At 34.2% G+C, this 22702-nt stretch carries 25 protein-coding genes and 2 pseudogenes; 17 read left to right on the top strand and 10 right to left on the bottom strand.

What is annotated here, in order from left to right:
* Together LZP46_RS15645 and LZP46_RS15640 are read right to left on the bottom strand one after the other, a co-directional pair.
* Window positions 1-734 (bottom strand): ATP-binding protein (locus LZP46_RS15645; protein WP_236095264.1); only part of this gene is annotated, 734 nt, incomplete at its 3' end.
* Window positions 735-1085: 351 nt separating this feature from the next.
* Window positions 1086-1310, bottom strand: coding sequence for a hypothetical protein (locus tag LZP46_RS15640; RefSeq protein WP_002011480.1), 225 nt, complete (start codon window positions 1308-1310; stop codon window positions 1086-1088).
* A 153-nt stretch (window positions 1311-1463) separates the two neighbouring features.
* Here LZP46_RS15640 and LZP46_RS15635 point away from each other — a divergent pair, with 153 nt between their 5' ends.
* The gene (locus LZP46_RS15635; RefSeq protein ID WP_002011476.1) at window positions 1464-1709 is read left to right on the top strand and encodes a hypothetical protein; all 246 of its coding nucleotides are present in this window, start codon (window positions 1464-1466) and stop codon (window positions 1707-1709) included.
* Between the two features lie 92 nt (window positions 1710-1801).
* Window positions 1802-1882: pseudogene (locus LZP46_RS16395) on the top strand (SDR family NAD(P)-dependent oxidoreductase); the annotation flags it as partial.
* 76 nt (window positions 1883-1958) lie between these two features.
* On the opposite strand, the gene LZP46_RS15630 reads toward LZP46_RS16395, so the two are convergent.
* Window positions 1959-2738, bottom strand: coding sequence for a hypothetical protein (locus LZP46_RS15630; protein WP_178319604.1), 780 nt, complete (start codon window positions 2736-2738; stop codon window positions 1959-1961).
* A gap of 304 nt (window positions 2739-3042) precedes the next feature.
* Here LZP46_RS15630 and LZP46_RS15625 point away from each other — a divergent pair, with 304 nt between their 5' ends.
* The 6 genes from LZP46_RS15625 to LZP46_RS15600 all read left to right on the top strand — a co-directional run bounded on the left by LZP46_RS15625 (window position 3043) and on the right by LZP46_RS15600 (window position 8051).
* A complete protein-coding gene (locus LZP46_RS15625; protein ID WP_178319601.1) occupies window positions 3043-4212 on the top strand; it encodes a MobA/MobL family protein in 1170 nt (389 codons plus the stop codon).
* Between the two features lie 792 nt (window positions 4213-5004).
* Window positions 5005-5970, top strand: a complete 966-nt coding sequence (locus LZP46_RS15620) for a RepB family plasmid replication initiator protein (protein WP_178319600.1) — start codon at window positions 5005-5007, stop codon at window positions 5968-5970.
* A gap of 58 nt (window positions 5971-6028) precedes the next feature.
* Complete coding sequence (locus LZP46_RS15615; protein WP_178319599.1) at window positions 6029-6559, top strand: plasmid replication DNA-binding protein; 531 nt, start codon at window positions 6029-6031, stop codon at window positions 6557-6559.
* A 367-nt stretch (window positions 6560-6926) separates the two neighbouring features.
* Window positions 6927-7244 carry a hypothetical protein gene (locus LZP46_RS15610; RefSeq protein WP_178319598.1) on the top strand — a complete coding sequence of 106 codons (318 nt, stop codon included), beginning with the start codon at window positions 6927-6929 and terminating at the stop codon, window positions 7242-7244.
* A 218-nt stretch (window positions 7245-7462) separates the two neighbouring features.
* Complete coding sequence (locus tag LZP46_RS15605; protein ID WP_004761029.1) at window positions 7463-7774, top strand: BrnT family toxin; 312 nt, start codon at window positions 7463-7465, stop codon at window positions 7772-7774.
* On the top strand, window positions 7737-8051 hold the full coding sequence (locus LZP46_RS15600; protein WP_005091750.1) for a BrnA antitoxin family protein: 315 nt from the start codon (window positions 7737-7739) through the stop codon (window positions 8049-8051). Before LZP46_RS15605 ends, LZP46_RS15600 begins: the two co-directional genes overlap by 38 nt.
* A 59-nt stretch (window positions 8052-8110) precedes the next feature.
* Here LZP46_RS15600 and LZP46_RS15595 read toward each other — a convergent pair whose 3' ends face one another.
* From LZP46_RS15595 to LZP46_RS15585, 3 genes are all read right to left on the bottom strand, one after another.
* Window positions 8111-8749 (bottom strand): hypothetical protein, encoded by a 639-nt coding sequence (locus tag LZP46_RS15595; RefSeq protein WP_178319603.1) that lies wholly within the window; start codon window positions 8747-8749, stop codon window positions 8111-8113.
* On the bottom strand, window positions 8733-10061 hold the full coding sequence (locus LZP46_RS15590; RefSeq protein ID WP_178319602.1) for an AAA family ATPase: 1329 nt from the start codon (window positions 10059-10061) through the stop codon (window positions 8733-8735). Before LZP46_RS15590 ends, LZP46_RS15595 begins: the two co-directional genes overlap by 17 nt.
* Window positions 10062-10412: 351 nt before the next feature.
* A complete protein-coding gene (locus LZP46_RS15585; protein ID WP_002011480.1) occupies window positions 10413-10637 on the bottom strand; it encodes a hypothetical protein in 225 nt (74 codons plus the stop codon).
* Between the two features lie 153 nt (window positions 10638-10790).
* Here LZP46_RS15585 and LZP46_RS15580 point away from each other — a divergent pair, with 153 nt between their 5' ends.
* Window positions 10791-11036: a hypothetical protein gene (locus LZP46_RS15580; RefSeq protein ID WP_002011476.1), complete on the top strand. Its 246-nt coding sequence runs from the start codon at window positions 10791-10793 to the stop codon at window positions 11034-11036.
* A 92-nt stretch (window positions 11037-11128) separates the two neighbouring features.
* Window positions 11129-11209, top strand: a pseudogene (locus tag LZP46_RS16390) (SDR family NAD(P)-dependent oxidoreductase); the annotation flags it as partial.
* A gap of 76 nt (window positions 11210-11285) precedes the next feature.
* Here LZP46_RS16390 and LZP46_RS15575 read toward each other — a convergent pair.
* Entirely contained in the window at window positions 11286-12065 is a 780-nt protein-coding gene (locus LZP46_RS15575) for a hypothetical protein (RefSeq protein ID WP_178319604.1), read from the bottom strand.
* A 304-nt stretch (window positions 12066-12369) separates the two neighbouring features.
* Here LZP46_RS15575 and LZP46_RS15570 point away from each other — a divergent pair, with 304 nt between their 5' ends.
* The 6 genes from LZP46_RS15570 to LZP46_RS15545 all read left to right on the top strand — a co-directional run bounded on the left by LZP46_RS15570 (window position 12370) and on the right by LZP46_RS15545 (window position 19260).
* Complete coding sequence (locus tag LZP46_RS15570; RefSeq protein WP_178319601.1) at window positions 12370-13539, top strand: MobA/MobL family protein; 1170 nt, start codon at window positions 12370-12372, stop codon at window positions 13537-13539.
* A 792-nt stretch (window positions 13540-14331) separates the two neighbouring features.
* Window positions 14332-15297, top strand: a complete 966-nt coding sequence (locus LZP46_RS15565; RefSeq protein ID WP_178319600.1) for a RepB family plasmid replication initiator protein — start codon at window positions 14332-14334, stop codon at window positions 15295-15297.
* Window positions 15298-15355: 58 nt separating this feature from the next.
* Window positions 15356-15886, top strand: coding sequence for a plasmid replication DNA-binding protein (locus LZP46_RS15560; RefSeq protein ID WP_178319599.1), 531 nt, complete (start codon window positions 15356-15358; stop codon window positions 15884-15886).
* A gap of 367 nt (window positions 15887-16253) precedes the next feature.
* A complete protein-coding gene (locus LZP46_RS15555) occupies window positions 16254-16571 on the top strand; it encodes a hypothetical protein (RefSeq protein ID WP_178319598.1) in 318 nt (105 codons plus the stop codon).
* A gap of 450 nt (window positions 16572-17021) precedes the next feature.
* Window positions 17022-17765 (top strand): PmeII family type II restriction endonuclease, encoded by a 744-nt coding sequence (locus LZP46_RS15550; RefSeq protein WP_061519782.1) that lies wholly within the window; start codon window positions 17022-17024, stop codon window positions 17763-17765.
* 250 nt (window positions 17766-18015) lie between these two features.
* The gene (locus LZP46_RS15545) at window positions 18016-19260 is read left to right on the top strand and encodes a DNA cytosine methyltransferase (protein WP_061519783.1); all 1245 of its coding nucleotides are present in this window, start codon (window positions 18016-18018) and stop codon (window positions 19258-19260) included.
* 16 nt (window positions 19261-19276) lie between these two features.
* Here the strand turns inward: LZP46_RS15545 and LZP46_RS15540 are convergent, their stop codons facing one another.
* Window positions 19277-19522, bottom strand: a complete 246-nt coding sequence (locus LZP46_RS15540) for a helix-turn-helix domain-containing protein (RefSeq protein ID WP_179997520.1) — start codon at window positions 19520-19522, stop codon at window positions 19277-19279.
* Between the two features lie 105 nt (window positions 19523-19627).
* Window positions 19628-19891 (bottom strand): hypothetical protein, encoded by a 264-nt coding sequence (locus tag LZP46_RS15535; RefSeq protein ID WP_236095263.1) that lies wholly within the window; start codon window positions 19889-19891, stop codon window positions 19628-19630.
* A gap of 318 nt (window positions 19892-20209) precedes the next feature.
* On the opposite strand from LZP46_RS15535, the gene LZP46_RS15530 reads away from it, so the two are divergent.
* Window positions 20210-20728, top strand: coding sequence for a hypothetical protein (locus LZP46_RS15530; protein WP_087554378.1), 519 nt, complete (start codon window positions 20210-20212; stop codon window positions 20726-20728).
* Between the two features lie 2 nt (window positions 20729-20730).
* On the opposite strand, the gene LZP46_RS15525 is transcribed toward LZP46_RS15530, so the two are convergent.
* A complete protein-coding gene (locus tag LZP46_RS15525) occupies window positions 20731-21564 on the bottom strand; it encodes a hypothetical protein (RefSeq protein WP_236095262.1) in 834 nt (277 codons plus the stop codon).
* Window positions 21565-22702 lie beyond the last annotated feature (1138 nt).

Here is a 22702-nt window from a genome sequence, read left to right as displayed (position 1 = left end):
CTAGAAATAGAATCTCTAACAGACATATCATGAATAATAGGAGCTAATTGAAAAATATATGGCCCCTCAATCAAAGTTGAGTCTTTAATTGGTAATTTATTTTGCTCTGAATTAAAACTCAAAATTTCTTTATTATTAAATGTAATTTCAAATACTTTAAATTCATCCATTTCAAGAGATAAATAAGCTTCTTTTGCTCCATTTTTTTTATTTAAAAGTTCATTGATAAACTCATTTTTTAACGCTCTAAATATAAATTTATCTATTGGATCATTATAATTATATTCATCATAAAGATTATCCAGCTTATCTAGAATTGAATATATTCTTCTAAAAAAATTAGGGCTTACCTCATCTTTTCCTTCAAGATAACCCTCCATTTCAACAACTAATTCTTTTGTTATTGATAGATCAAACTCTGTGACTTCAGAACTACGTCTAATGTCCAGCAATACAGACATAAGCTTTTGATAAGAATCATATTGTTTAACTTCTTCAGAAGTTCTTAATAATCTAGTTAAATGAAATGAAATTTCATCATAGAGTTTTCTAAATTCATTATATTGATGTCTTTTATAGTCTATAGGAAAAGATGATGAAGCCTGTCCAACAGCATAGGCTATCTTAGATATTGTTGTTTTTCCTGAATTATTTTCACCAGAAATTACCGTTAAATTATTTAACTCAATTTCAGCACTTTCAATAGTTCCTATATTTCGAATAATAAATTTCATAAATTCTTGAGAACCTTTGAACTTGATGGGTGACATTAATATTAGTTTATCTTTAAAAACCTAAAAAGATACTTCTAATTGTTTTAAAAACTATCATTTAACATAAAATCTCTTATGCGCAGTTCGGGTGTAACTCCAAAATAGAAATGTCCGGTTTATCGATTGCTCGTCCTAAGATCTCAGAACGTAAGGTACTTTGATGAACATTCTGGTTCTCAAAACTCGAAACTTTATTGAAAAGTTCTATTGAGGTTTATAAGTACCTCAAAATAAAAAAATGCCTGAAGTTAAGGCATTTTTTACGTCATCAATCGCTACTAAAAAGCTTACAACTATCAAAAAAAGAGAGTTTTACTCTTTTGAATACGACTTAATTTTTTCAAAAATTGGATAGAAATCTAATCCCTCATCTTTCATCGTAGAAATCAACGCAACGATTACAGCGATATGTGTAGGAACCACACCTTGTTTACTGTAATTCGTAATCGAATTGGGTTTCATATCCAATAAGGCAGCAAATTCCTTAATTGAAAGCCCTGCTTTACCGACAAGACGTTGAAATTCAGTATATGGCATTTAATTAAATTTATAGAAATGGTGTTTTGAGATTATAGCATAGGGTTATATTTACATAAAAACACATAATATTATGTGGTAAACACATTATTTTATGTGTTATAAATAGTTTATCAAGGAAACTATTTATCATCTCTATAGGAGAAACATACTATGTACTCATACCCGGATTCAAACACTGAAAAGAAAATTGCTCTCATGATTATTAATGACTTTTTCATTCAAAAAGCCCATGAACTCTGGATTTTTTTACAACTCGATCAGTGCTTTAACGATTATGAAGCAACAGTCATTTGGACTCGACGTTATCTAGAGGAACATCCAGAGGGTGAATACAGCGACATTCAAAAAGCCTTTCTTTCTTGTTTCCCAGAACACTTCTTCAACTTTGACTATTGAGTTATGAATCGTCTTTACTCTTTTGTGGCTTGAAACCAGAATAAACGCTATAAAACCCTGGCAGGATACCGGGGTTTTTTATTGCAATATTCTACACACCTGGCAAATGGGCAATCATCATCATGATTATTCGGAATTTACCCTTCTTATTGTTTAAGAAAATGGATATCTAAATCCAATCAATCACTGAGAAGCCTGATATATCAGGCTTTTTATTACTAAAGATAACTTCTGTTAATCTAATTATTTTTAACTATTTTTTCCTGCCTTACACTCTGATAAAGCTAAATAAATTTCTTTTATATACTCAGGAACGACTTCACCCTCATACTCAATCATTGCTAATTTATCAATGACCTTCAGAAATATTGGCCACCTGAAGTACAAAGTACCAAGATCCATATCAATCTGCTCAAATATTATAGATTTTTCGATCTTATTGATGATCCTCTTATTTCCTACAATGGCTTTTCTAACTTGATCTGGTGTCAAGGTATCAATATTAAGACCCAATTCTTTATAAGCAGCAATCACAGCGCCACCGAGCTGATACTTTCGATTGTTTTCAGCTTTACGCTTTTTCCCTGCATCTTTTTTCTGGATCTGACTCAAGTACAGCTCCAAATCAGCATATTGCAGTTTTTGAGCTTTGAAATTCAGATATCGGGTACACATCATCTTCAGAATATTTAGTTCAGCAACACCCAATTGATTGTCCTGGTATGCTTGAAAAAGCTCTATAAATTTAGCTTCATATTTAGTCTGTTTAGGTTTGGTAGAAAGCTCATCAAACAGCAACTGAAGCTTCAAATGTTCACGATAAGGTTTTAACGCTTCTTTCACTAGGATCTGATGAGCTTCAGACAACATTTCAAAATTAAAATCGTCCGCTTGTAGAACATCAATGACTTGATTTTGAAGTTCAGTCCGAGGGTGTCTCTCTAATAAAAATTCAACAAAACCATGTAACTCTGCCACTTGGAGTAATTGAGCTGGTCTTCCACGTTTTTTGGGTTTTTCAAGAGTCATCATCTGCCGCCTAATTTTCAGAACTGATACCGATTTAAATATGGTTTTACCATATTTAAATCGGTCAGTCTGAAAATAATTATTTAAAATAAAAATAAAATTTCTTGAAAAGAATTTTTATTTTTATTTTAAATAATTCGCACTTGACAGTTTCTCCTAATCGGAGAAACTAGTACGCAATGGGGCGCTTCCCCCTTGACCCCCTTCAACCGGATTTTTCAGCCATCCAGGCATTCCAAATCCGGGCGGTTTTCATTCCGTTTCACTGCATAAAAACCGATCCCAGACCAACAAAAAGGTGAGCATGGCCAGTTATCACTTCAGCGTCAAAAGTAAAAATAAAGGCTACGCCATTCAGCATTACCTCTATATTGCCCGATTGATGCAATACGAAAACGTCCGCAAGAAAAGTAACGAAATTTTAGAATACGTTGAACCAGGCAAATGCATGCCGTCCTGGGTGAAAGATCCCATTGAGTTTTGGCAAGCCGCTGATACGTTTGAACGAGAAAATGCCAAAGTCTACATGGAGTATGAAATTGCCCTCCCCAACGAATTCACGCCAGAACAGCGTAAAACGCTCATAGAGACGTTTTTAGACAAACATATAGTTCCACAGCAATATCCGCATTCATACGCCATACACAACGTTAAATCGCGCCTCAGTGGCGAAGATCAGCCTCATTGTCACATCATGTTCTCGCTAAAAGCCGATGACGGTATTGAACGGACAGCCGAACAATATTTCAAACGCTATAACCCCAAAGATCCAAGCAAAGGCGGTGCAAAGAAAATCCAGCTGCAGGATGGCCACGCAGACTATTCCACTTTTTTAATCTATATCCGAAAACAATGGGAAAACCATCTGAATGATGCGCTTGCACAGCACTGCCCTACCGTCACCTACACATTGGATGGCCAAGACATCACCATCAAAAATCAGGTTTCAGCAGACAGCTATGAAAAATATAACGAGATCCACAGCACTTTGTATCTTCCTGAGCCTAAGCTAGGCGTTGGTCAACAAAACGCGACAGCGGAATATCTCGCCCAGATCCAAAAAATTCGAGAACACAATCAAAAAGAACGAGAACTCGAAGAACGCCAAAAGCAATTAGATCAACAACATGAATATTTTTATAGTGCTGAAAACCATCCCTTTTCATCATTGGAGGTGATGTATTACCTGAATTATTTAGTGAAGAATCAGAAAAATAAGGAAAAACTGCAAAAAGATTTTAGTGAAATTATCAAGACCCAAGAGCCTATATTGCATCAAGAAGACTGGAATATTCATAACATGAATCAAAAATTGAAGGATTCAGAGCATAACTCAACACCATGCTTTGAGTTTGACGTGTATTCACCACCAAAGAATCCATTACCCACGCAGAATAAGCCCCCTAAACCGATTCAATCCGAACAGCCAAAGCCAAAATCTGATGATTATGATTACGGTGGTCCGGGTTTTTAAAATTATCTGGTTTTATTCAGGCTTTACAGAGCGAGTGTCTACGAGCGAACAGACCCAATTAAAATTTTCGCCATGCTTTTTCTCTGATTACAAGCTCCCCCTTTGCTGCTAAGACTGAGCTACAGAGCATCCCGAAGGGTGCGAACAGATTCAATTTGCTTCTAGGCCGAGCGAAGCGAGCATAAAAAACTGATGAGCGAAGCGAATTCCGAGTTCCTTTTGATCTTGCTTTTGCTTTTTCTCAAAGTCATAACGGGATAAGCCAAAAAATTGCCCCGACGAACTGAGCTTTAGCGAAGTTCAATAGAGTTTGAGCGTAGCGAAAACCAAGGGCAATTTTTAAAGGTGTATATATTTTTTAATATTTTTAACTTTTAAATACTTTTAGAACGTCTGTAATGCTCATATAGAAAGGATTATAGATATTTAATTCATACATTTACCTAGGAAACTCCATACATTTACCTAGGAAACTCCATACATTTACCTAGGAAACTTCATACATTTACCTAGATCTTCATACATTTACCTAGATATAAATAATCTCTATATTTTTAGCTAATTTTAGTTCTTTCACTATTTGTTTTGATTGATTCTTATACTTATAATTTATAAATCAGACTATTTTTTATACTCCAAATTTATAGATGGATAATTTTTTATACTTTGATAAAGATCAAAAAATTAAAAAAACACTGTACAAAAGAATAATCATACATTTTTCTAGGTTTGACTTTACTATTGTTAGCTCATATATTCATACATTATCAAATATGTATGAATTAAAAAAATATGGATTCTCAATTAGATACTATAGTAGTTGATGATCATGAATACCCTATTCAAAAGCCTGTAGCTCAATATCCAGCAGAATATACAGTCATGCAGAATAGGATGATCGAAGCGTGGAATAGCATGTCCGTAGATGAAAAAAGGATCTTTATTTTAGCTAGCCCTATAGTTCGTCTTAATCCAATGAGTGAATCTAGTAAATTTACTATTACTGCTAAAGACTTTGCTGAAGCATGTGATATCGAACTAGGCAGTGCCTACTCTCAATTAAAAAGAGCTGCTGATGATCTTCGTGGAAGATACTTTTCTTACATAAATACAAAAGGTAATCGCGTGTCGGTTCACTGGGTAATTCGTATTGAATATGCAGATGGAAAAATAAGCTTTTACTTCACAAATGAAGTCCTGTTTATGTTGTCTATATTTAATAACAATCATCCATACACAAAGTTTACAATTAAAGAAGTTTTACAGCTAAGAGGATCCCACTCCATCCAGCTTTATCAATTATTAAAACAATACGAAAATATAGGACACAGAGATTTCAAAGAAGAAGAGTTCAGAAATATATTCGAGTTACAAAATAAGTATTCCTTGCTTTGGAATTTAAAAAAAAGAGTTATCGTACCAGCGGTATCAGAAATTAATAAATCTACTGAACTACAAGTATCTTTCTCCAACCTTAAAGATGGCAAAAAAATTACAGGTTTTAGATTCGTAATTGGAAAAAAAGAAACTACGAAGCCTTCTAAAGAAAAGAAAAAAGAAAAGCCTCTTACAGTTAGCCAAATTGATTTGTTCTCAAACAAACTTGCCTATGACTCAGCTTTTGCGAACCAATATAGTGAAGTTGGTGAGAGTTATGAGGATTTTGCTAAACGAATTGCTAATCAGCTAATAGACCCTGCAAAAGTAAGAGAATATATGCCTTACTTAAAGCAGTTAGGATTCAAGTCATTAAGTTAATTGACACTGTCAATTGAATAGTCAATTATTAACATGACTTGATAACAACTTTACAACTATGAAAAAGCTATCAGTATCGGAACTTGCAAAGCTATATGGATATTCACGACAAGCTATATATGCTCATATTAATAAAGGAAATTTATCTAAAAGCTCAGATGGTTTGATTGACTTTGCAGAGGCACTTAGAGTCTTTGGAGAACCACAAAACAAAAATGTAACTGTCAATCAAAGTAAATCAACTGACAGTCAAAACTTAACAGAAATTGACATGCTAAAACGTCAAGTTGACATGCTTGAACGTCAATTAAACCAATCAATTTTGCGAGAAAATCAGTCTTTAGAGAGAGAAAACTTCTACCAAGAACAAATCGAAGCAATGCAACGCCTACTGGAAGCCCCAAAACCTCCAAAGGTAGAAGATCCAACACCAGTTGCCCCCCCCCAAGAGACTGTTGAATCAAAAGAAGAAGCTGAGATTCAGACTGAGATCCAAGAGCCTAAGAAGCGAATTCCAGTACCAGAGCATATTGAACCTGAACCTGAAAAAAGAGGCTTTTGGAGCCGTTTTTTTAGACCCTATGATTAACCACGATTGTTTACCTGATATGAACAAAGTCGTGAAACATTGATCAAATAATAAGCGTGGAACGTGAAAAATCATAAAAAAAGCCCATTCGAGGGCGAATGGGCTATAAAACTGAAATTAACACATTGAATTATAACAAAATTTAAAAAGCATTGCGTATAAGGTGTATTATGTTAATAATATAAATTTTTAAAAGCATATTGATTTAATAATAGAAAAATTATCAGAGTAGGGTATGTGTAAAGTAAACGTTCAATTATCAACCAATAATGATTAAAGATTTATATCTTATATGTGTCGCTTGAATCCGCCTGTTAATTTTATTAACATATATCTACCAAATTAATAATGCCTTAAATGAAATAATATGCTAAGTAACCATCATCACTTTTTAAAAAAATTTTCGATCAGTGATGCTGCTATAGCGTATAGAAAACCTCGCTCGACTATACTTAAATATATAAAAAGCGGAGATTTCGAACTTGACTACAATAACTTGATTGAATATAGCCAGTTAGTTAAAAAATTTGGTGAACTTACTTCCCCTATACGGGACGAAAGAGATCAACAAATCAAAAAACTAAAAGATGAAGTTATGCATTTAAAAAAACAACTTAATTTTTTTAAATATACTTCAATCTCAAACAAACATAGATTATTAATTTCTCATAAAGACTCCATTTAACATAATGGCGATTATACGCAATACACTTGTATATTAATATAAATATCAGACACTTAATAAAACCATAAAAATGCAAAAATGCCCAAAAAGCCGACTTTGAAACAAGTCGGCTTTTTTATGTTCGATTCTGTAATATTTTGCCAATAAAAAATGGAACAACTTTGCAAAATTTACAATTTTGTATTAACATTTTTGTATTAACAAAAAGCGATGCAACTATGGAAATTGAGTTTTCATGGGATGAGCATAAAGCAGAAACAAACCTCAAAAAACATGGTGTAGCTTTTGAAGATGCAACCTTGGTTTTTTACGATGCTCATGCCTTATATAAACAGGATCGCTTTGAAAATGGTGAATATCGTTGGCAAGCGATAGGTATGGTACATGGGCAAGCTGTTTTATTGGTGGCCCACACAGTACAAGACCATAATGGGATGGATCATATCCGCATTATCTCAGCACGACAGGCAGAGAAAAAAGAGAGGAAACAGTATGAGCAAAACCGTTACTTACAAAATGGATTTGAATAATCCTCCTGTTTTGTCTGAAGAACAAAAGGCAAGACTTGAAGCACTTGATAAGCGACCAGACAGTGAAATAGATTTTTCAGATATTCCTGAACTCGATGAAAGTTTTTGGAAAAATGCAGTGCAAAATCCATTTTACAAGCCGACTAAACAAGTAACTACGGTCCGCATCGATGCAGATGTCATGCAGTGGCTAAAAGCCCAAGGCAAAGGCTATCAAACACGAATGAATAAAATTTTACGGGATGCCATGCTAAAAGAATTAAAAAATCATCAATAAAAATGGGAGCTTAGGCTCCCATTTTTGACTGCGTATAATGTGCATTATGTTAATTTTAACTATTCTTCAATATTAAATACTGTTAACTTTGAGCCATCACTTTGAACATAGGCTATATCACTAACACCAGTTATTCTTGACAAAAGTTTATATATTGAATTTGGTGTTACTAAAATTCTAGTTTGATCTACAAAAGTATTCTCTAACATCTTTAACTGAAATGCTTGTTTTGTGCTATTTAAAGCATTTACAGCACTAGGATGAAAATTTCCATTCTTAGGTCTAGTAATTAAGCAATAGTTAATTTTTAAATCAAAAAATTCTTTTCTCGATTTCCCTAATATATTTACCCAAAATAAACATAATTTTGAAATAGAATCATAGCATTTTAAGCGTATATCACTATTTGAATCTGTTTTATCTTTATGCCTTGGCCATCCCTCTTTAAATTCAATTAAATATAAGGAATCATTATGATGACTATAAATTAATGTGTCAGCAGAACTAGATTCTTTATTTTCATAACTATCTGAATAAAATGCTGGAACTTTATCGAAATGTAGTGAATTAAAATCCATTTCAATAAATTTTTTATTTCCTGTCGTATTTGTAGAAATATCGGTAATATCAGCAATAGATGATATATATTTTTTCTCTAGCTCAGAAAGCAAAAATAACTCATTAGAAGTTATCAACATCTTCTAACTCTTCCATTAATGAATAAAGTGGAGCTGATAAAGCATCAATAATAGGGACAATATTGCCACTTGTATCTTCAATTTTTATAACATTTTCACATTTATGTGAAAAATAAAATTTAGCGCCTAATGGTTTTTCACTTTTATCACTATAAATTTTTAATGACTCAAGCATGTAAGGGCTATGAGTATTAACAAGTATACGAGTCCCTTGATTTGCTAATTTTATCAAAAATTTAGCGTAAAGATTTTGCCATTGTGGATGTAAATTTGTCTCTGGCTCATCTACGATCAATATAGACTCACTATTAATAAAGTACCCTTTACATAGTAAATCTAATATTGCGATAGATTTCATACCTGAAGACACATTATTTACATTAAAAATTAAATCATTTTCATTTAATTCAAAATTATTTGTTTCTAACTTATAATCAATGTATCCATCATAAAAATCTTTGGTATCTATACGCCAATCTGATTTTTCATTTATATTATCAATTCCTCTACTTCCATCTAACTTTGAGCATAAATCTAAAACATGATATGGGATTTTAGGATTTATTTTTGTAGATCTTCTAGAAATAGAATCTCTAACAGACATATCATGAATAATAGGAGCTAATTGAAAAATATATGGCCCCTCAATCAAAGTTGAGTCTTTAATTGGTAATTTATTTTGCTCTGAATTAAAACTCAAAATTTCTTTATTATTAAATGTAATTTCAAATACTTTAAATTCATCCATTTCAAGAGATAAATAAGCTTCTTTTGCTCCATTTTTTTTATTTAAAAGTTCATTGATAAACTCATTTTTTAACGCTCTAAATATAAATTTATCTATTGGATCATTATAATTATATTCATCATAAAGATTATCCAGCTTATCTAGAATTGAATATATTCTTCTAAAAAAATTAGGGCTTACCTCATCTTTTCCTTCAAGATAACCCTCCATTTCAACAACTAATTCTTTTGTTATTGATAGATCAAACTCTGTGACTTCAGAACTACGTCTAATGTCCAGCAATACAGACATAAGCTTTTGATAAGAATCATATTGTTTAACTTCTTCAGAAGTTCTTAATAATCTAGTTAAATGAAATGAAATTTCATCATAGAGTTTTCTAAATTCATTATATTGATGTCTTTTATAGTCTATAGGAAAAGATGATGAAGCCTGTCCAACAGCATAGGCTATCTTAGATATTGTTGTTTTTCCTGAATTATTTTCACCAGAAATTACCGTTAAATTATTTAACTCAATTTCAGCACTTTCAATAGTTCCTATATTTCGAATAATAAATTTCATAAATTCTTGAGAACCTTTGAACTTGATGGGTGACATTAATATTAGTTTATCTTTAAAAACCTAAAAAGATACTTCTAATTGTTTTAAAAACTATCATTTAACATAAAATCTCTTATGCGCAGTTCGGGTGTAACTCCAAAATAGAAATGTCCGGTTTATCGATTGCTCGTCCTAAGATCTCAGAACGTAAGGTACTTTGATGAACATTCTGGTTCTCAAAACTCGAAACTTTATTGAAAAGTTCTATTGAGGTTTATAAGTACCTCAAAATAAAAAAATGCCTGAAGTTAAGGCATTTTTTACGTCATCAATCGCTACTAAAAAGCTTACAACTATCAAAAAAAGAGAGTTTTACTCTTTTGAATACGACTTAATTTTTTCAAAAATTGGATAGAAATCTAATCCCTCATCTTTCATCGTAGAAATCAACGCAACGATTACAGCGATATGTGTAGGAACCACACCTTGTTTACTGTAATTCGTAATCGAATTGGGTTTCATATCCAATAAGGCAGCAAATTCCTTAATTGAAAGCCCTGCTTTACCGACAAGACGTTGAAATTCAGTATATGGCATTTAATTAAATTTATAGAAATGGTGTTTTGAGATTATAGCATAGGGTTATATTTACATAAAAACACATAATATTATGTGGTAAACACATTATTTTATGTGTTATAAATAGTTTATCAAGGAAACTATTTATCATCTCTATAGGAGAAACATACTATGTACTCATACCCGGATTCAAACACTGAAAAGAAAATTGCTCTCATGATTATTAATGACTTTTTCATTCAAAAAGCCCATGAACTCTGGATTTTTTTACAACTCGATCAGTGCTTTAACGATTATGAAGCAACAGTCATTTGGACTCGACGTTATCTAGAGGAACATCCAGAGGGTGAATACAGCGACATTCAAAAAGCCTTTCTTTCTTGTTTCCCAGAACACTTCTTCAACTTTGACTATTGAGTTATGAATCGTCTTTACTCTTTTGTGGCTTGAAACCAGAATAAACGCTATAAAACCCTGGCAGGATACCGGGGTTTTTTATTGCAATATTCTACACACCTGGCAAATGGGCAATCATCATCATGATTATTCGGAATTTACCCTTCTTATTGTTTAAGAAAATGGATATCTAAATCCAATCAATCACTGAGAAGCCTGATATATCAGGCTTTTTATTACTAAAGATAACTTCTGTTAATCTAATTATTTTTAACTATTTTTTCCTGCCTTACACTCTGATAAAGCTAAATAAATTTCTTTTATATACTCAGGAACGACTTCACCCTCATACTCAATCATTGCTAATTTATCAATGACCTTCAGAAATATTGGCCACCTGAAGTACAAAGTACCAAGATCCATATCAATCTGCTCAAATATTATAGATTTTTCGATCTTATTGATGATCCTCTTATTTCCTACAATGGCTTTTCTAACTTGATCTGGTGTCAAGGTATCAATATTAAGACCCAATTCTTTATAAGCAGCAATCACAGCGCCACCGAGCTGATACTTTCGATTGTTTTCAGCTTTACGCTTTTTCCCTGCATCTTTTTTCTGGATCTGACTCAAGTACAGCTCCAAATCAGCATATTGCAGTTTTTGAGCTTTGAAATTCAGATATCGGGTACACATCATCTTCAGAATATTTAGTTCAGCAACACCCAATTGATTGTCCTGGTATGCTTGAAAAAGCTCTATAAATTTAGCTTCATATTTAGTCTGTTTAGGTTTGGTAGAAAGCTCATCAAACAGCAACTGAAGCTTCAAATGTTCACGATAAGGTTTTAACGCTTCTTTCACTAGGATCTGATGAGCTTCAGACAACATTTCAAAATTAAAATCGTCCGCTTGTAGAACATCAATGACTTGATTTTGAAGTTCAGTCCGAGGGTGTCTCTCTAATAAAAATTCAACAAAACCATGTAACTCTGCCACTTGGAGTAATTGAGCTGGTCTTCCACGTTTTTTGGGTTTTTCAAGAGTCATCATCTGCCGCCTAATTTTCAGAACTGATACCGATTTAAATATGGTTTTACCATATTTAAATCGGTCAGTCTGAAAATAATTATTTAAAATAAAAATAAAATTTCTTGAAAAGAATTTTTATTTTTATTTTAAATAATTCGCACTTGACAGTTTCTCCTAATCGGAGAAACTAGTACGCAATGGGGCGCTTCCCCCTTGACCCCCTTCAACCGGATTTTTCAGCCATCCAGGCATTCCAAATCCGGGCGGTTTTCATTCCGTTTCACTGCATAAAAACCGATCCCAGACCAACAAAAAGGTGAGCATGGCCAGTTATCACTTCAGCGTCAAAAGTAAAAATAAAGGCTACGCCATTCAGCATTACCTCTATATTGCCCGATTGATGCAATACGAAAACGTCCGCAAGAAAAGTAACGAAATTTTAGAATACGTTGAACCAGGCAAATGCATGCCGTCCTGGGTGAAAGATCCCATTGAGTTTTGGCAAGCCGCTGATACGTTTGAACGAGAAAATGCCAAAGTCTACATGGAGTATGAAATTGCCCTCCCCAACGAATTCACGCCAGAACAGCGTAAAACGCTCATAGAGACGTTTTTAGACAAACATATAGTTCCACAGCAATATCCGCATTCATACGCCATACACAACGTTAAATCGCGCCTCAGTGGCGAAGATCAGCCTCATTGTCACATCATGTTCTCGCTAAAAGCCGATGACGGTATTGAACGGACAGCCGAACAATATTTCAAACGCTATAACCCCAAAGATCCAAGCAAAGGCGGTGCAAAGAAAATCCAGCTGCAGGATGGCCACGCAGACTATTCCACTTTTTTAATCTATATCCGAAAACAATGGGAAAACCATCTGAATGATGCGCTTGCACAGCACTGCCCTACCGTCACCTACACATTGGATGGCCAAGACATCACCATCAAAAATCAGGTTTCAGCAGACAGCTATGAAAAATATAACGAGATCCACAGCACTTTGTATCTTCCTGAGCCTAAGCTAGGCGTTGGTCAACAAAACGCGACAGCGGAATATCTCGCCCAGATCCAAAAAATTCGAGAACACAATCAAAAAGAACGAGAACTCGAAGAACGCCAAAAGCAATTAGATCAACAACATGAATATTTTTATAGTGCTGAAAACCATCCCTTTTCATCATTGGAGGTGATGTATTACCTGAATTATTTAGTGAAGAATCAGAAAAATAAGGAAAAACTGCAAAAAGATTTTAGTGAAATTATCAAGACCCAAGAGCCTATATTGCATCAAGAAGACTGGAATATTCATAACATGAATCAAAAATTGAAGGATTCAGAGCATAACTCAACACCATGCTTTGAGTTTGACGTGTATTCACCACCAAAGAATCCATTACCCACGCAGAATAAGCCCCCTAAACCGATTCAATCCGAACAGCCAAAGCCAAAATCTGATGATTATGATTACGGTGGTCCGGGTTTTTAAAATTATCTGGTTTTATTCAGGCTTTACAGAGCGAGTGTCTACGAGCGAACAGACCCAATTAAAATTTTCGCCATGCTTTTTCTCTGATTACAAGCTCCCCCTTTGCTGCTAAGACTGAGCTACAGAGCATCCCGAAGGGTGCGAACAGATTCAATTTGCTTCTAGGCCGAGCGAAGCGAGCATAAAAAACTGATGAGCGAAGCGAATTCCGAGTTCCTTTTGATCTTGCTTTTGCTTTTTCTCAAAGTCATAACGGGATAAGCCAAAAAATTGCCCCGACGAACTGAGCTTTAGCGAAGTTCAATAGAGTTTGAGCGTAGCGAAAACCAAGGGCAATTTTTAAAGGTGTATATATTTTTTAATATTTTTAACTTTTAAATACTTTTAGAACGTCTGTAATGCTCATATAGAAAGGATTATAGATATTTAATTCATACATTTACCTAGGAAACTCCATACATTTACCTAGGAAACTCCATACATTTACCTAGGAAACTTCATACATTTACCTAGATCTTCATACATTTACCTAGATATAAATAATCTCTATATTTTTAGCTAATTTTAGTTCTTTCACTATTTGTTTTGATTGATTCTTATACTTATAATTTATAAATCAGACTATTTTTTATACTCCAAATTTATAGATGGATAATTTTTTATACTTTGATAAAGATCAAAAAATTAAAAAAACACTGTACAAAAGAATAATCATACATTTTTCTAGGTTTGACTTTACTATTGTTAGCTCATATATTCATACATTATCAAATATGTATGAATTAAAAAAATATGGATTCTCAATTAGATACTATAGTAGTTGATGATCATGAATACCCTATTCAAAAGCCTGTAGCTCAATATCCAGCAGAATATACAGTCATGCAGAATAGGATGATCGAAGCGTGGAATAGCATGTCCGTAGATGAAAAAAGGATCTTTATTTTAGCTAGCCCTATAGTTCGTCTTAATCCAATGAGTGAATCTAGTAAATTTACTATTACTGCTAAAGACTTTGCTGAAGCATGTGATATCGAACTAGGCAGTGCCTACTCTCAATTAAAAAGAGCTGCTGATGATCTTCGTGGAAGATACTTTTCTTACATAAATACAAAAGGTAATCGCGTGTCGGTTCACTGGGTAATTCGTATTGAATATGCAGATGGAAAAATAAGCTTTTACTTCACAAATGAAGTCCTGTTTATGTTGTCTATATTTAATAACAATCATCCATACACAAAGTTTACAATTAAAGAAGTTTTACAGCTAAGAGGATCCCACTCCATCCAGCTTTATCAATTATTAAAACAATACGAAAATATAGGACACAGAGATTTCAAAGAAGAAGAGTTCAGAAATATATTCGAGTTACAAAATAAGTATTCCTTGCTTTGGAATTTAAAAAAAAGAGTTATCGTACCAGCGGTATCAGAAATTAATAAATCTACTGAACTACAAGTATCTTTCTCCAACCTTAAAGATGGCAAAAAAATTACAGGTTTTAGATTCGTAATTGGAAAAAAAGAAACTACGAAGCCTTCTAAAGAAAAGAAAAAAGAAAAGCCTCTTACAGTTAGCCAAATTGATTTGTTCTCAAACAAACTTGCCTATGACTCAGCTTTTGCGAACCAATATAGTGAAGTTGGTGAGAGTTATGAGGATTTTGCTAAACGAATTGCTAATCAGCTAATAGACCCTGCAAAAGTAAGAGAATATATGCCTTACTTAAAGCAGTTAGGATTCAAGTCATTAAGTTAATTGACACTGTCAATTGAATAGTCAATTATTAACATGACTTGATAACAACTTTACAACTATGAAAAAGCTATCAGTATCGGAACTTGCAAAGCTATATGGATATTCACGACAAGCTATATATGCTCATATTAATAAAGGAAATTTATCTAAAAGCTCAGATGGTTTGATTGACTTTGCAGAGGCACTTAGAGTCTTTGGAGAACCACAAAACAAAAATGTAACTGTCAATCAAAGTAAATCAACTGACAGTCAAAACTTAACAGAAATTGACATGCTAAAACGTCAAGTTGACATGCTTGAACGTCAATTAAACCAATCAATTTTGCGAGAAAATCAGTCTTTAGAGAGAGAAAACTTCTACCAAGAACAAATCGAAGCAATGCAACGCCTACTGGAAGCCCCAAAACCTCCAAAGGTAGAAGATCCAACACCAGTTGCCCCCCCCCAAGAGACTGTTGAATCAAAAGAAGAAGCTGAGATTCAGACTGAGATCCAAGAGCCTAAGAAGCGAATTCCAGTACCAGAGCATATTGAACCTGAACCTGAAAAAAGAGGCTTTTGGAGCCGTTTTTTTAGACCCTATGATTAACCACGATTGTTTACCTGATATGAACAAAGTCGTGAAACATTGATCAAATAATAAGCGTGGAACGTGAAAAATCATAAAAAAAGCCCATTCGAGGGCGAATGGGCTATAAAACTGAAATTAACACATTGAATTATAACAAAATTTAAAAAGCATTGCGTATAAGGTGTATTATGTTAATAATATAAATTTTTAAAAGCATATTGATTTAATAATAGAAAAATTATCAGAGTAGGGTATGTGTAAAGTAAACGTTCAATTATCAACCAATAATGATTAAAGATTTATATCTTATATGTGTCGCTTGAATCCGCCTGTTAATTTTATTAACATATATCTACCAAATTAATAATGCCTTAAATGAAATAATATGCTAAGTAACCATCATCACTTTTTAAAAAAATTTTCGATCAGTGATGCTGCTATAGCGTATAGAAAACCTCGCTCGACTATACTTAAATATATAAAAAGCGGAGATTTCGAACTTGACTACAATAACTTGATTGAATATAGCCAGTTAGTTAAAAAATTTGGTGAACTTACTTCCCCTATACGGGACGAAAGAGATCAACAAATCAAAAAACTAAAAGATGAAGTTATGCATTTAAAAAAACAACTTAATTTTTTTAAATATACTTCAATCTCAAACAAACATAGATTATTAATTTCTCATAAAGACTCCATTTAACATAATGGTGGTTATACGCAATACACTTGTATATTAATATAAATATCAAAGACTTAAAATTTTACACCAAACCCTAAAATCCATAAAAAGCCGATTTTGAAACAAGTCGGCTTTTTTATGAGCAGTTTTGATACTTTCTGCCAATAAAATCGATCAAAAAACATTCATATTTCGCTTTTTCCCTGATAACTCAATGCCTGCACTTCGGAAATTATCCGCAATTTCTGCGGATAAACCTTGGGGTAAGTTTTGAGCAATGTTGTACGCTCAGGCTGACATAAATTAGGGATCATTGCGTCTAAATGAAGTCTCTTCATAATTGTTTAGTGTTGTTGCAATAAAAAGTTTAGATGGCATTTTTTTGCTCATTAATGATATTGATAACATTAAAAATATATATAAAAGCTTATAATTAGAAGCAGTAATTAAATCCAATTTATAAGGACATGTATGTTGTTATCAGAAACACAAAAAAAAGAGATTTTAGTGAAAGCTAAGGATTGGTTTCGAAAAAGTGTTATGGAAAGTCACTTACGAAATGCCAAAAAACTAAAAAAAGCCTCTGAATTTAATATAAATCCTTTTACTGCAACATACTTAGCTAATTTTTTAACTGGAGATGCTTCCCCTGAAAGTATAGCTAAAGCATTAATTTACCCTCGAATTTTAGGTACGAGCATAAACACAACTTTTGGGGGGGCAATTCAAAATTTTACGAATGACGTATTAGGTACATTTAGCAGTACGACATTAGGAATTGATATTGAGTATGAAGATCAGCAAGATGGTAGAAAAAAATACTGTCAGATTAAATCAGGACCAAACACAATAAATAAAGATGATGTGGAGACGATTCATCAACATTTTAAAGCTGTAAAAAATTTAGCTCGAACAAATAATCTTGCGTTACAAGTCAATGATATGGTTGTTGGAATTGTCTATGGTGAGAGAAGTGAGATTAGTCAACATTATAAGAATTTAGAATCTAAACATGACTATATTGTGCTTGTTGGTAGAGAATTTTGGGAAAAATTAACTGGTGATAATGAGTTTTATGATGATTTAATAGCCGTAATTGATGAAGTAGCAGAAGAATCTGATTTTAGTGAGGAATTAGATTCTATAATTAAAGACTTATCTAATGATAAAAAAATTATAGAACTCTCTAACATGGCGAATAAAGAATCTAAGTGATCTTATGGGGTGGCTCCTCCATTATAAAAATGGAGGGAAATAAGCTTCTATTTTACCTGTAACTCATATCATGACGGCTATCCCTAAAGAGTTAGATAATTTTTCTGCCGAACAAGTTGCAGATGACTTATCTGTTTCAACCTTATATTTATCAAACATTGACACTATCAAAACTCCTAAAATAATTGTGGACCTGGCTCTCCTTCCACGTTAAACTTATGACTTGTTCTGTAATAACCTTAACGCACCTATGAATGTACTTACTTCCTTTGACGATTGCTTCTCCGCAGAAACAATTGCTGATGTCTTATCAGTTTCTAAAAGGAATATTGAATCATGGGCGAAGAATGGAAAACTTGTTCCGATTCTAGATCCTGCAACCCACAAAAAACCATATAAAAAAGAACAGTTAATTCAATTTCCCGAATTCTCTGCAATGTTTAATAGCTCATGGCAAGAACAAGAAAAAACAACTCCAATTAGAGAGTTTTCTCTTGTCGAGTTATTTGCAGGAGCAGGCGGATTAGCTTTAGGTTTAGAAAAAGCTGGCTTCAAATCAATTTTATTAAATGAGAAAGATAAATTTGCATGTCAGACTTTACGATTTAATAGACCTGAATGGAACGTAATTGAAGATGATATTGCTAATGTTGATTTTCGTCATTTACAAGGAAAAGTTGACTTATTAACAGGAGGATTCCCATGCCAACCTTTTTCGTATGCTGGTAAACAGTTAGGTTTTGAAGATATCCGAGGAACTTTAGTTTTTGAGATGGCTAGAGCTATCAAAGAAATTCAACCTAAAGTTTTCTTAGCAGAAAATGTAAAGGGATTAGCGGAAAATGATGGTGGAAAAACATTAGAAACCATTATTTCTATTCTAGAAGAAATAGGTTATGAGATTGTTGAGAAAGATATTTATAAAGCATTATTTTATAAAACACCTCAAAAGCGTGAACGTCTTATAATTATTGGTGTTCGAAAAGATCTAGTTGGCCAAGCTAATTTTGAGAAACCGTCTCCCTATCATCGCATTCTAAATCTGCGTGATGCTTTCAAAGCTGGTGAATTATATGAAGATGATGTTCCTGAATCTATAAGTCAAAAATACCCTCAAAGAAAGGCCGAAATTATGTCGCATGTTCCTGAAGGTGGATACTGGAGAGATCTACCTCTAGAACTACAAATTGAATATATGAAAGGCAGTTTTCACTTAGGTGGTGGAAAAACAGGTATGGCTAGACGATTATCATGGGATGAACCAAGTCTAACATTGACTTGTGCGCCGGCACAAAAACAAACAGAACGTTGTCATCCAAGTGAAGATAGGCCTTTAACGACTAGAGAATATGCAAGAATCCAGACTTTCCCTGATAATTGGGTATTCCAAGGTTCAGCTAGCCAAATCTATAAACAAATTGGTAATGCTGTTCCAGTCAACTTAGCATTTGCTATCGGTAAATCATTAGTAAAAATGCTAAATCAAATGGATTAAATTTAAAAGGCACCTTCTAAAGGTGCCTTTTAATATTTTCTAGGGCATTTTCGACATCTTTAGATTTTGATTCTAGAGTCACTTTAAAATCTTTTAAATGATCATATTTTTTTAATTTTTTAACATAATTAGCAACTGTGTTGTTAGAGCATCCTAAGAAATTAGCTATTTCCCTTTGATAAAGACCATGATTTACATAAAGCTCATAAGCCAAAATCTGCTTTAATCCCATTGGGGTATCAAAAAACTTCTTGTCAAACATGCCACAAACAAACTTAATATAAACTCACTTATTATCATCCCATATATCAAAAGATTTAACATAAAATCTCTTATGCGAAATTTGAATTGTAAGTCCCAGTTAGCTTCAATCTTGGCTTACTTTACATTTTTTAATTTTAAAAGTTCCACGACTCGCTACTCGTTGAGCAAGTTCAGGATTACGACCTGCTAGGTGTTTAATCACAATTGGGGGAGCGCCGACTTCCTTAAGTAAAACAGTATCGTTTTCAACATACAGAACTGGTCCACTTTGAGCGGCAGTAATAAAACTTTCTCGAAGTGCACGAGCTGCCTGAGAAGCAATTTCTCTCTCATCGTAATTTTCATTAATTAGATTTACTGCTGACATTGACGTAATCCTGAGTAAAGCTTACATATAAATCATATTCTAAGTCGGGCTATACAGCACAGGAAATAAAGGCTTTTTTACATATAAGGTATTGTTCAACACACATCATAGCTACCTTACAAGGTAGCTATGATGTGTGTTCTTTATTTTGTATTTAATTTCAATAGCTTACAAAAGTTAATGTTTGAGTTTTATTTTTACACGCAAATACAATAATATTTAAAATCAAACACTTATATCATGTAAAAAATTGAGAGCTTAACAGCACACATAATACCTACCTAACTACCTTAGTTACAGTCAGGACCCTGATCCCACATGATGAAAATTAAAAATATGGACTCGTTTAAGCTGTCCTATATGTACTTCTTTCCCGTGGTGTTTTTCCCATTTTTGAATATCTACCAATTTAGAACCAATCCAGACCTTCAATCATGGCTATTCAGCAATTTACTGGTCAGCATCACGGTCATTCTGATCCCACTTTTCCTTACTTTAAGCATGCTCATCACTAAATTTTTATACCAAGATCACAACAAAAAACTGGAATACAACGCCATGGGGCTTGGGCTGTTGTGCCTGATTTTCCTCATGGGCAGCAACTACTACCAATTCCAGAAATTTACAGCAGGAACGGACCTCAGCATGGATTTTTATCGCATGGCGTTAATGCTGAGCTTCCTGATCGGATGCTTTATTGCAAGCCTATGCTTCACCTTGAAATATAAGCAATATTCAAAAAGATATGACACAGACTTCAACCTCATAACCCAAAGATTCATGCTGAGTGCATGCCCACTGTTATTGATCGCCATCACCGCCATCTTTGTGGTTTAAACCTACTTTTGCAGATCCGCAAAAAAAGCTGTCATTTCATGAAAATTACTGACCAGACGCTTAGATTTCCGCTCATACGAAGGCACCGACAGTTCTACCTTGGACTTTCGGTTCAGATACTTGAAGTACAGCGGAAAAACTTGCTTATTGAACTTAAACACATCCTCCCGAACGCCCCTAAACCCCGCCAATTTCGCCACCCGAGACAACTCAGCCATGACCATACTGTCCTGTTTATCAGGACTCTTGATCTGTTGGGCTTTCTTAAAGGTAGCGACCAGTTGCTCACTCTTAAGTTCCAGAAACTTCTTGTGAATGCGCCACGTCCAACCCGTGGTTCTATCAATTTCTTTCTGTTTGCGCTGTTCAACCGTAAACGGTAGGTTAACCAGCTCATAGACTGGAGCAGACTGCTTATTCTCTCCAACCTGAATGGCGGTACGATAGATTAGCCGGTTCTGACGATCTTGAATCGATTCAAACTGTTCTAAATCGGACTTATCGAGTCCGTAGGCAACTCTCAACAAATCCGAACAATCTTGCTTTTTTTCTCGAAGTTCCTCGGGAACCGTACACAATAAACAGAGTCGAACCTTCTCAATTTTGAGCAGACTTTGATTGAGTAAAACAATCAGATCCACCACTGGTTTCTGCTTTAAACGGTAATTTCTTTGTCTGGCAGTTTGATTCAAATCATACCTTTTTTGAAACTTCTCAATGATGCTTTCAGCACGATCAAGCGGCACATCAAGCTGAACATAATACTGCGTTTCGCGGCTGACTTTATCCAAAATATCGGCTAAATACTCGCTCGTTTTGACACAGTAATAGATCATTATAAAGTCCAGTTTTTTTGGTAATTCTGTCGGAAAAATTTTAGCATTTTTATGCTTTTTTGGTAATTCTATCGGAGTGCTTATTTTGTAATGATTTTGACTGCGTTTAGCAGTCCCTTTTTAGGTGCAGATGTAGGTTTATAAATGGTTGTTCCTGCAAAATTTGATTTTGGCACTTTTTCAGGTATAGTGAACGCATCTGATTGCTTCTGAAGCTTTTCTGATTCTGAACGTGTAGCGCATAAAAGAAAAACCATCTTTTAAGTTAGCAGAGACCATTTGTAAGAACTTTAAAGTGAACCATCGGGTCGTTATCCGTACGCCAACGGAGTCCTTTCATGATCAGCGATAGCATATATTTTTTTGGCTACTCGCATATTGTCTTTGTTAGATACCTCTAACTTTCAAAAATTACGTCTAGCGTAGTTTGTCCATTTTTGCGCCTATTTTTTGGCGTTCCAAATGTTCGGCAAGTTACCGCTGCCGAGACGTTTTTTCACTATTTCAAACTGCTAGGAATACTAACCATGTTCTGATCGGTGAAGCTGCATGCTGGGGAAACCTCGCTGGTGCGGCTACAACGGGGGCTAAAGAGTGAAATTCTCTTTTTCTACCCAATCAAGAGATTGAACAAGATTAAAGTTGTTGGGCGACGTAGACACGGGCGCTTTGGTGACAGAGCACAACCCTGTTTTAATTGAAGTCAGAGTTGAGATCACGGACGATTTCGACGCTAAGATGACTGCCTTTTGTATGAGTGATTTTGCGATGGGCACAGCACAGGTGGGCGACTAAAAGTGAGCCGAAAGGCGATCAAGACAGAGAAAAACTGTCAGATGTCAGATTCTAAAAGGGTCATGGACATCGGGTACTTGTAAATACATAAGCAAGATTCGTCGGATAGCTTAAGCCTGTAACGGCATCTACAGTAGAACCTGATAGATGCTTTGCTGAAAATTTTGATAGCACGGTAACTCTAAAGAGTCTTTAGTCGGCTGTAAGTGGGGTCTTGGAACAACTCCCCATGAAGAGCCAAAGGAAGAGACGAGTGCAACGAGTAAGACTTGAGCGAAAGCGAGAAGTCGGGCATCAAATTGACAATTAAGACTAATACGGGAAGTTCGCTAAGATATTGTTT

This window comes from Acinetobacter sp. SCLZS86 (genome assembly GCF_021560715.1).
GTDB classification, from domain to species: Bacteria; Pseudomonadota; Gammaproteobacteria; order Pseudomonadales; family Moraxellaceae; genus Acinetobacter; species Acinetobacter towneri_A.
The sequence above is the reverse complement of the archived record's forward strand: the minus strand, read 5'-3'. Positions and strand labels throughout refer to the sequence as shown.